10 protein-coding genes are annotated in these 9,738 nt (G+C 72.7%); 2 read left to right on the top strand and 8 right to left on the bottom strand.

Annotation, left to right across the window (positions count from 1 at the left end):
- Nucleotides 1-146: 146 nt before the first annotated feature.
- The 3 genes from AC13HU_RS22885 to AC13HU_RS22895 are packed head-to-tail and all read right to left on the bottom strand — an operon-like array spanning nt 147 to nt 3,427.
- A complete protein-coding gene (locus AC13HU_RS22885; protein WP_483043809.1) occupies nt 147-1,265 on the bottom strand; it encodes a P1 family peptidase in 1,119 nt (372 codons plus the stop codon).
- 29 nt (nt 1,266-1,294) lie between these two features.
- The gene (locus AC13HU_RS22890) at nt 1,295-1,804 is read right to left on the bottom strand and encodes a hypothetical protein (RefSeq protein WP_483043810.1); all 510 of its coding nucleotides are present in this window, start codon (nt 1,802-1,804) and stop codon (nt 1,295-1,297) included.
- Nucleotides 1,805-1,825: 21 nt separating this feature from the next.
- On the bottom strand, nt 1,826-3,427 hold the full coding sequence (locus AC13HU_RS22895; protein ID WP_483043811.1) for an SMI1/KNR4 family protein: 1,602 nt from the start codon (nt 3,425-3,427) through the stop codon (nt 1,826-1,828).
- A gap of 136 nt (nt 3,428-3,563) precedes the next feature.
- Between AC13HU_RS22895 and AC13HU_RS22900 the strand changes: the two genes are divergently transcribed.
- The gene (locus AC13HU_RS22900) at nt 3,564-4,382 is read left to right on the top strand and encodes an endo alpha-1,4 polygalactosaminidase (RefSeq protein ID WP_483043812.1); all 819 of its coding nucleotides are present in this window, start codon (nt 3,564-3,566) and stop codon (nt 4,380-4,382) included.
- Between the two features lie 346 nt (nt 4,383-4,728).
- Here the strand turns inward: AC13HU_RS22900 and AC13HU_RS22905 are convergent, their stop codons facing one another.
- Complete coding sequence (locus tag AC13HU_RS22905) at nt 4,729-5,664, bottom strand: FadR/GntR family transcriptional regulator (protein ID WP_483043813.1); 936 nt, start codon at nt 5,662-5,664, stop codon at nt 4,729-4,731.
- A 266-nt stretch (nt 5,665-5,930) separates the two neighbouring features.
- Between AC13HU_RS22905 and AC13HU_RS22910 the strand changes: the two genes are divergently transcribed.
- Nucleotides 5,931-6,254 (top strand): L-rhamnose mutarotase, encoded by a 324-nt coding sequence (locus AC13HU_RS22910; RefSeq protein ID WP_483043814.1) that lies wholly within the window; start codon nt 5,931-5,933, stop codon nt 6,252-6,254.
- 134 nt (nt 6,255-6,388) lie between these two features.
- On the opposite strand, the gene AC13HU_RS22915 is transcribed toward AC13HU_RS22910, so the two are convergent.
- From AC13HU_RS22915 to AC13HU_RS22930, 4 genes are all read right to left on the bottom strand, one after another.
- The gene (locus AC13HU_RS22915) at nt 6,389-6,619 is read right to left on the bottom strand and encodes a hypothetical protein (RefSeq protein WP_483043815.1); all 231 of its coding nucleotides are present in this window, start codon (nt 6,617-6,619) and stop codon (nt 6,389-6,391) included.
- 159 nt (nt 6,620-6,778) lie between these two features.
- On the bottom strand, nt 6,779-7,927 hold the full coding sequence (locus tag AC13HU_RS22920) for an inorganic phosphate transporter (protein ID WP_483043816.1): 1,149 nt from the start codon (nt 7,925-7,927) through the stop codon (nt 6,779-6,781).
- A gap of 165 nt (nt 7,928-8,092) precedes the next feature.
- Complete coding sequence (locus AC13HU_RS22925) at nt 8,093-9,127, bottom strand: sugar kinase (RefSeq protein ID WP_483043817.1); 1,035 nt, start codon at nt 9,125-9,127, stop codon at nt 8,093-8,095.
- Nucleotides 9,124-9,738, bottom strand: coding sequence for a bifunctional 4-hydroxy-2-oxoglutarate aldolase/2-dehydro-3-deoxy-phosphogluconate aldolase (locus AC13HU_RS22930; RefSeq protein ID WP_483043818.1), 615 nt, complete (start codon nt 9,736-9,738; stop codon nt 9,124-9,126). Before AC13HU_RS22930 ends, AC13HU_RS22925 begins: the two co-directional genes overlap by 4 nt.

Raw genomic sequence — 9,738 nt, forward strand, 5'->3', positions numbered from 1 at the left:
ACCCGTACCAACGGCGCCGCCGTCGCCGCGTCACCCTCTGCCCCCTGGTCGGCGGAACCGATGGGCGCCGATCGGGCGGCCGGGTGCCGGCGGCCCGGTGTCAGCGGCCAGGCGTCAGCGGCTGGGCGGCGGAAGGGTGCCAGGCGTCAGCGGCCGGCCGCCGGGGGGATCTCGTACAGCTCGCGGTAGCCGGGGAAGTCGCCGCCCGGGCCGGACACGCCCTCGGCGGACAGCACCGCGTGCAGGACGGCGCGGGTGAGGACGTCGGCGCCGGCCGCGAGGATCGCGTTGACGGCGCCTGCCTCCAGGTGGACGCCGAAGGCGGGGTCGGCCGTGGCGAGGGCGTCCGGGGGCAGCAGCGGCCGCCGTCCGGTGGCCAACGCGAAGACCGTGTCGCCGTCGGAGAGCAGGTGCACCGGGCGGACCGCGCGGGCCAGCCCGTCGTGGGCGGTGCCGGCGAGCTTGTGCGCCTGCGCGCGGGTCAGCGTGGCGTCGGTGGCGACGACGGCGAGCGTGGTGTTGAGCGGCGGGTGCTGTGCCGCGGCGGCCGACCGCTGCCGGGCCCGGTCGCGTACGGCCGCGGGCAGCGGCGAGCCGTCGAGCCCGAACTCGGCGGCCCAGGCCGGGCGGGCGCCCCACAGGGCGCCGGTGTCGGGGTCGGCCACGGAACCGGAGGAGTTCACCGCGGCGAGCGCGGCCACGGTGGCGCCGGAGGGCAGCACGGTGCTCGCGGTGCCGATGCCGCCCTTGAGGCCGCCGGCGACCGCGCCCGTGCCGGCGCCGACGCAGCCCTGCGCGACCGGGGCGCCCTCCGGCGTCGCGGCGGCCGCCTCCACCGCGGCCCGGCCCATCGCCCGGTCCGGGCGGGCCGCCCAGTCCCCGCCGCGGCCGAGGTCGAACAGCGCGGCGGCCGGCACCACCGGCACGACCTGGCCGGGGCCGCCGACCCGGAAGCCGCGGCCCTGTTCCTCCAGCCATGCCATGACGCCGGCGGCAGCGTCGAGGCCGTAGGCGCTGCCGCCGGTCAGCACGATCGCCTCGACGCTCTGGACGAGGTTGCGCGGGTCGAGCGCGTCCGTCTCGCGGGTTCCGGGGCCACCGCCGCGCACGTCCACGGCGGTGACGGCGCCGCCCTCCGGCGCCAGCACGACGGTAGTGCCCGTGAGCCACCCGTCGCCGATGCGCTGCGCGTGCCCGACCCGCACTCCCGCCACGTCGGTGAGCGCGTTCACCGCGCCCTGCGGCCGGCCGCCACCCGCGTCCATCGCCTCACCCGCTCAGGTCCGTCACACCGTCACCCGTCTTCGGGCGCCGCATCGCTCACCTTGCCATCCGTTCCCGGCTCCGGCGCGATACGGTCGCGGATCGCGGCCTCGACGGCGGCCGTGTCGCCGGGGGTGATGAACGGGCGGATCCGCTTGCCGACGTCCAGCACCAGGCCCTCGCTCTTGCCCAGCCGGCCGGGGTCGAGGCTCGCCCATATCGTGAAGCTCGCGGTGCCCCAGATCCGTGCCTGACCGCTGAGCGGTCCGAGCTTCACTTTCCGCACGGAGCGGATGTCGGCGTAGCGCACGGTCTTGGTGCCCCACGGGAAGTAATAGCCGCGGATGCGTACGGCATCCGGCGTGCAGCGAATCCAGCGGTCCCGGTAGATATCCTGTGTGTCCATATGATCATCCTTCCCCCATCCCTCGCAGCATAGCGGGCGCCCCGCCAACCGGCGCGCCTTGTCCTGTTCGTCCTGGAACCAGCCGTCGGTGGTGGGTGGTTGACCCGCCGGTTCAACGTCCCGGGTGTCCGACACGGTCACCTTTCTTCGGGAACATCACGGCATGCCGTCCCATCGGCCGACGTGGTGCTGAAGGCCGTACCGATATCCGCCGACGGCGGGAAGGAAGCGGGCGGCCCACTCGTGGATCTCGGCCGGTGCGGGAGTGCCACGCAACCCGACCGCGCCAAGAGACGAAAGAACTCCCGCGCGTTCCTCGATTTCCCGCCACTGCTCGAAGCTCAGACAGAGATACAGCAGTCCGTCCAGCTCAGCGACCCGGTCGATGTCGGCGACGACGGCGCAAGACAGATCCAGCCCTTCGAGCCGCGGGAGCGCAGCCAAGACGCCGAGGTCGACGGGCTGTCGCGAACCGAGCCGCACAGCGCGCAGGGTGGGGTGGCCGGACAATGGTTTCAGGTCGACCGAATCCAGGTCGAGTTCGATGGCCTCAAGGGGAACCGCACGCAGGGGAGACAGATCACATGTGCGGCCGATCAGCTCGGCCTGCCGCAGGAGCGGCGTTCGGCTTACAGGATCGAGGTCGATATCGTCGGTCTGCACACCAATGGACTGGACGACGGGCGGCATTCCCTGCAGCGAATTCCCGAAGTCATCGGCGCTCCACCGCCGGTCCGATTCGAACTGCAAGGCGTCGGGAAGCAGCCCATCGATCCACAGACTCCCGTCGTCGACGGTGTATTGGCCGCGATCGAGTGCTTGCAGGTGGCTGCGCAGGAACGAGGTGACGGAATCGGCGACGTAGAGCGGAGCGTCGATCAGACTCTCCAGCAGGATGACCTGTCCCGGGTGGCCGGCCGGGCCCGGATCCATGTCTATGACGAGGTGGGCATTGCCGCCGACATCTTCCGTGAACGGGATCCACCCCTCTCGCTGCCACGAGCGCCGCACGGCCCCGAGTGGCCCGGCGTCGAAGAAGGGTATTTCCCACAGCGGGTCGTCGATCCACGCACGCTCGCCCCGGACTTCCCAGTTGCCGTCGGAGCGACACACGTCTGTCAGGCTGTACCAAGTGTGGTTGCAGAAGAAGCCCATGTCGGCTTCAGCGCCGTCGGCCTGGCTGTACAAGGCTGCAAGGTCGGGTGGCAGTCCGGTACCGAGGGCGGCCATCAGCTTCGCCTGCTCCGCGGCATCCAACGGGTCGGACAACTCCTCCTCATGACCCAGGATCTCCGCGCGACGACGAAGATAGGCGCGGAACAGTCGAACGGCCTCATCCGGGTCGCCGGCGAACGTCGGCTCCGTCGGCCCACGAACCCCGTCCCCGGGAGCGCCGGGCAGGGTGTCCCGATCAAAGACGATCAGCAGCGAGTCGGGGCCCAGACGGCTTCGGACGATGACACCGCTCGAGACGGCCTCGAACCGGCCTGACGATTCAACCGTCAGCTCGATCGTGAGGTCACCCGCCGGTTTCGCCAACGCATGAGCTCGGCGAGCGTGATCAATCAGTCCGGTGTTGTCGGTGTGGATCTTGCCGTTGGACAGCTCGTAGCGGCCGTTGCGCTGCCCAGCATGCCCCTCTCCTGCGCTGACGCTCACCCGGTAGCGCTGCCAATCCGAAGGGGCGTTCTCGGCGATCCGCGCGGCCATCTCGGCCAGTAACCTGGTCAGGTCGGTGTCCGGCCGAATTCCCACCACGAACCCTCATCTCATTCCCACTCGACGGTCCCGGCCCGCCGCCCGACCGCTGATCCAAGATCATCGTAAGTGGAAAGTACGCAGTGCCCAGCACCCCCGCAACAGCCCTCGGCCTTCCGTCATCAGGAGCTCGATGATGCGCATCGATCGCGGTTCCGCTCTCCGTCTCACCGCGCTTCCGGCGCTGTTGGCCACCGCGCTCGTCCCGTCGCTCGCGATGGACCAGTCCGGCGCGACGTCCGTAGCGGTGTCCCCGCCACCCGCCCACGCCGGCTTCGACTACCAGATCGGCGGCGCCTATCCGCCGCCCACCGGGGTGAGCGTGGTCAGCCGCGACCACACCGACCCGCCCGCTGCCGGGCTGTACAACATCTGCTACGTCAACGCGTTCCAGGCACAGCCCGGCGCCGAGGGCGACTGGGACTCCGACCTCCTGCTCCACGACGCCAAGGGAAAGGTCGTCCACGACGAGGACTGGGGCGAGGCGCTGCTCGACACCGGCACCGCGGACAAGCGGCAGCGGATCGCCGACAAGGTCGACGGCTGGATCGACGACTGCGCGGCCAAGGGCTACCAGGCGATCGAGCCCGACAACTACGACAGTTACAGCCGCTCCGGGAAGCTGCTGACCTCCGCCGAGGCGGAGTCGTACATCGCCCTGCTGTCCGCGCACGCGCACGCCGACGGCCTGGCCATCGCGCAGAAGAACACCTCCGAGCTGGCGGGCGACCGGGCGAAGACCGGGCTGGACTTCGCGGTCGCGGAGGAGTGCGGCACGTACGACGAATGCGCCGACTACACCGCCGCGTTCGGCGACCACGTGATCGTCATCGAGTACACCGCGAAGGGGCTGCGGAAGGCGTGCGCCGGCTGGGGCGACGAGTTGAGCGTCGTCCGCCGTGACCTCGACGTCTCGCCGGTCGGCAGCAAGGGCTACGTCCGCCAGACCTGCTGACGGCACGGCGGGTGGCACGCGCGCGGCGGCGCGAGCGACGGGGTCGGCAAGGACGGCAACGTGACCGTCGAGCTGTGGCACGGGCAGACCGGCACCGGCCGGCAGGCCATCGAGACGCTGGTCGCGCAGTTCAACAGCGAACACCCCAAGATCCGGGTGGACCCCGGCGGCGACGTGCTGTCGGACTCGATGCTCGCGAATTCGGAAGCAGGCGTGCGGAGTTGGAAGCGGGCGCGCGAGTTCGGGTGGGCGAGTTCGGGCGGTCAGGCGTGCGGGTCGATGCGTGGTCGGTACGAGAGAGGGTGTGGGGGCGGGAGCGGTGCGCGGGTGGTGTCGGGTGCTGCGGCTAGGAGGCGGACGACCGGGGTGAGGGGGGTGCGACCTCGCCGCCCTTGGGCGCTCCGCCGGACGCGCCGGCCGACGTGGCTGCCTTCGCGCTCTTCGCGGACTTGGCTGCCCTCGCTGCGGTCGGCGTCGCAGGTGGCTGCGAACTGGCCACGGTGGCACCGCGGTTGCCGGCCAGGTCGAAGAGCCGGTCGCGGATCTTGCGCTCGAACTGGTGCTGGGTGGTGGCGATGTGTTCGGCCATCAGGTCGGCGGCGCGCTCGGGTTCGCCCGCGGTGATGGCCTCGGCGATGGCGATGTGCTGGTGGCCGGCGACCTCCAGCGAACCGGGCACGTCGCCGTGGAAGAGCAGCACATCCGTCTGCGCGGCGAACCGCCGGACGCTTCCGACGCCGGCCCGCAGGAAGACGTTGTGCGCGGCGAGCCCGATCGCGTCGTGGAAGTCCGCGTCCGCACGGGCGAAGGAGTCCGCGTCCGCCACGCGACCGGCGGCGAGCGAGCTCTCCGCGCCCTCCCGGATCGCCCGGACCTCGATCGGTGTGGCCTGGGCCGCGGCCCGCCGGGCGGTCTCCGACTCGATCAGCGTGCGGTAGTCCAGGAGCATCAGGACGTGCTCCATGCTGGTCGGCTGGAAGTGCGCGAGTTGGTCGTCGACCGGCCCGCCGGACGAATCGGCCACGAAGATGCCGGCGCCGCGCCGCACGCTCAGCCGCCCGATCGCGGCCAGCACCTTGACCGCCTCCCGCGTGACGTTGCGGGTCGCGCCCAGGATCTCGGCAAGCCCCTGCTCCGTGGGCAACCGGTCACCGGGCCGCAGCCCCTGGTCGGCGATGTAGCTCAGCAACTGGTCGGCGACGAGCTCGTATCCGGGCCGGTAGCGACTGCCCGCAGCGTCACCGTCGCCGGTCGGGGGCAAGGCACCACGTTCGCCAGACACCGGACGACCTCCTCGTCGATTAACCATGTTCATTTGCGCCGTCACTATGACATCCGCGTTACAGGAAGGGAAGACCTCGGATTATTCTTCCGTCAACTCCGCGGCGAGAAGCCGACAAATCACACCACTTCATCCCGGTCGAGTCGGCCTGCTCAGGAGGATTGCCGGAGGGAGACAGGATACATACAGTTCTTCCCGATGAATGAAGCAGATCTGCGCCGCCGTCGCACCGCCGGGCGCGGCGGCCGAAGGGGAGGAATGACACCATGCAGCGATTCGCCACCGTGATCAGGCTGCGGCCGGAGAAGGAGTCCGAGTACCGCGACCTGCACGCCGACGCCTGGCCGGGCGTGCTCGCCGCCCTCAAGCGGGCCCACATCGCCAACTACTCGATCTACCTGCGCGACGGCCTGCTTTTCAGCTACCTGGAATACACCGGCACCGACTACGCCGCGGACACCGCGACCATCGCCACCGACCCCGTCACCCGCCAGTGGTGGGCGCTGACCGACCCGTGCCAGCAGCCACTGGACAGCGCGGCCCCGGGCGAGTGGTGGGCGCCGGCGGAGGAGGTCTTCCACCTCGACTGACCCGGGCCCCGACAAGGTCCGCCCGCCGCGGCCCGGGACATGAATCAGATCCTTCGCTCCGTACGGTGCACCGTTCAGGGCCTCAGCAGCGAACGGGCCGCCGCGTCCGCCGGCACCGCCGGTCCGCCGGTCCGCTAGTGGAACTGCGGGATGATCAGGTACAGGCCGTAGAGGACCGCGCACGCGCAGACCACGAAGCAGGCGCCCGCGCCGACCGCCTGCGCGGTGCCCTCGCCGCCGGCCGCGCGGTGCTCGTCGCGGGCGGCGAGCGCCCACACGCCGAGTGCGAAGAGCACCACGACGCCGACGGTGGCGCCGAGGCTCACCACGGCGATCTCCGCCAGCGAACCCCATTTCACGTCCATGCCGCTGTCCTCCCGCCGTCGCGTCCCCGCTGCCGCTGCTGTTCCGTTGCCGCCGCACGTCCCGCTGCCGGCACGATCCCCGCTGCCGTCCCCGTTCCGGTCCCGGTCCCCGCTCCAGTCCCGGCGGCACCCGCCCGGACCGCGACCGCCCCGGCCCGTTCACACCCCGACCCGCGCGCCCGCGGCGGGCTCGACGGGGGTGGTCCGGCCGTCGTTGACGTTCTTCGCGTCGACCGGGTTGCGGCGGGACAGCAGCACGATGACGCCGGCCACGACGACGGCCGCCAGCGCGATCAGTACGGTGCCGAGGGTGCCGCCGTGCACCACCGCGCTCGCCGCCACCGCGCCGACGGCCGCGGCGGCCGGCAGCGTCACCAGCCAGGCCAGCGCCATCTGGCCCGCGATGCCCCAGCGCACCGCGGCGAGTCTGCGGCCGACGCCCGCGCCGAGGATGCCGCCGGAGCAGACCTGGGTGGTGGACAGTGCGAAGCCGAGGTTGGCGGAGGTCAGGATCACCGCGGCCGACGCCGATTCCGCGGCGAAGCCCTGCGGCGACTCGATGTCCACCAGGCCCTTGCCCATGGTGCGGATGATCCGCCAGCCTCCGATGTACGTACCGGCCGCGATGGACAGCCCCGCGGTGAGGATCACCCACACCGGCGGGCCCGAGCCCGCGCCGAGGGCGCCGCAGGAGATCAGGGCGAGCGTGATGACGCCCATGGTCTTCTGCGCGTCGTTGGTGCCGTGTGCCAGCGACACCAGCGAGGCGGACGCGATCTGCCCGACCCGGAACCCCTTGGACACGGTGCCGGCCGGGGCGCGCCGGGTGATCCGGTACGCGAAGTACGTCGCGGCCAGCGCGGCCAGCCCCGCGACGAGCGGCGAGGCGACCGCGGGTATCAGGATCTTCTCGACCACCTGGTCGAAGTTCACCCCTTGCCGTCCCGCGCCCACCCACACCGCTCCGATCAGCCCACCGAACAACGCGTGCGAGGAGCTGGACGGCAGGCCCAGCAGCCATGTCACGAGGTTCCACACGATCGCCCCGACCAGCCCGGCGAAGATCATGCCCGGGGTGACGAGCTTGTCGTTCACGATGCCGCCGGAGATGGTCCTCGCCACCTCGGTCGACACGAACGCCCCGACGAGGTTGAGCACCCCGCTGATCAGGACCGCGACCTTCGGACGCAGCGCACCCGTGGCGATCGACGTTGCCATGGCGTTCGCGGTGTCGTGAAAGCCGTTGGTGAAGTCGAAGGCCAGCGCGGTGACGATGACCATTGCCACAAGAAAGGTGATGTGGTCCACGTCACCAGGAGAGCATCAGTTGGCGTACTCAGCGAGACATGGACGTGAAGGTGCGCTACGTACGGGCAACGGGTGTGGTTCCGCCCCCGCGGGGCACTCGACCCGGCACCTGCTGTGTCCCGCACCCCCTTGTGCTCCCGCGCCTCCTCCGTCCCGCGGACGGCCTCACGCGGGGGCCGGCGTACCGGGCGGCACGGCGGACGGTGCGCCGGGAGTGAGGCGGCGCCACTCGTCGTCGGTCGCGGCCAGCAGTTCCGCGATCCGCTCCGGGGGCGGCAGCGGGCCGTGGTCGGCGGTCACCGCGAGCGCGGCGCCGGCCGTGAGGTGGCCCAGGCGCAGGGCCCGGCTGAGGGGCTCGCCGCGGTGCAGGCCGGTGAGGAACCCGGCCGCGAAGGCGTCGCCCGCGCCGACCGGTTCCACCACGTCCACCGCCGGGGCGGGCACGGTGCACGCGACCGCGCCGTCGAAGGCGGTCGCCGCGCGGCCACCGTCCTTGACGACCAGCAGCCGCGGGCCGGGCAGCAGCGCGCGGATGTCGGCGGGCGCGGTGATCCGCGGGCCCCACAGCGCCTGCGCCTCGTCGAGCCCGACCAGCACCAGGTCGGCACGGTCGGCCAGGTCGCGCAGCACGTCCGGCGCCTCACCCGGGCTCCACAGCGCGGGCCGGAAGTTGACGTCGAAGCTCACCGGGTGCGGGCCGTCCAGCGCGCACCGGACCAGCTCGCGGCAGGACGCCGACAGGGCAGGCGTGATCCCGGTCAGGTGCAGCAGCGCCGCGCCCCGTACCGCCGGGTCCGCGAGCAGGCCGGGGCCGAGGGCCGAGGCCGCCGAGCCGCGCCGGTAGTAGTGCACGCGGGTGCCGTCCGGGCCCGGGTCCTTGACCATCAGCCCGGTCGGCCGCGCCGGATCGGTACGGACCCCGCCCACGTCGACCCCGCACGCCGCCACCTGCGCGCGGACCCGGACGCCGAGCGGGTCCGCGCCCACCGCGGACACCCACCGCGCCGGCACGCCGTGCTCGGCCAGGTACATCGCCGTGTTGGACTCCGCCCCGGCGACCGCCACCCGTACGGTCTCCGCCCCGGCGAGCCCTTCGCCCGGCGCCGGCACGAACGCGGCCATCGTCTCCCCGACGCACACGACCGGCCCGCCGCCGTACGGTCCGGTGCCGGCCGCCAGGGGTGTGCCGGCGCCGCTCATGCCGCGACCGCCGCGACCGCCGCGCGGAAGGCGCGGGCGCGGGCGCGCAGGTCGGCGATGGAGCCGCCGGAGGGCGCGTCGCCGAGCAGCGGGGTGCCGATGCCGACGGCGGTGGCGCCGGCCGCCAGGTAGGCGCGGGCCGCTTCTTCGTCCACTCCCCCGACGGGCACGAACGGGGCCGTGGGGAAGGGGCCGCGCAGCGCGCGGAGATAGCCGGGGCCGCCGGCCTGGGCGGCGGGGAAGATCTTGAACGCCTCGGCGCCCATCGCCTGGGCGGCGATGATGTCGGTCGGCGTCATCACCCCGGCCAGCACCGGCAGGCCCAGGTCGCGCGCGGTCACGGCGCCCTCGCCCAGCCCGGGGGTGACCGCGAAGTCCGCGCCGGCCAGGTGCGCGGCGCGGGCGTCGGCGGCGGAGAGTACGGGGCCCGCGCCCCGCGGCGCGGCCGGGCCGAGCGCGGGGCGGGCGGCCGCGATCACGTCCAGGGCGCCCGCCCCGCGGAGCGAGACCTCGACCAGGCGGACGCCCTCCTCCACGAGGGCCAGGACGGAGCGCAGCGCGGCGCGCGGGTCGTCGCCGCGCACGATGGCGACGAGGCGGTGGGTGTGCAC

It is taken from the genome of Streptomyces sp. NH27 (genome assembly GCF_056859195.1).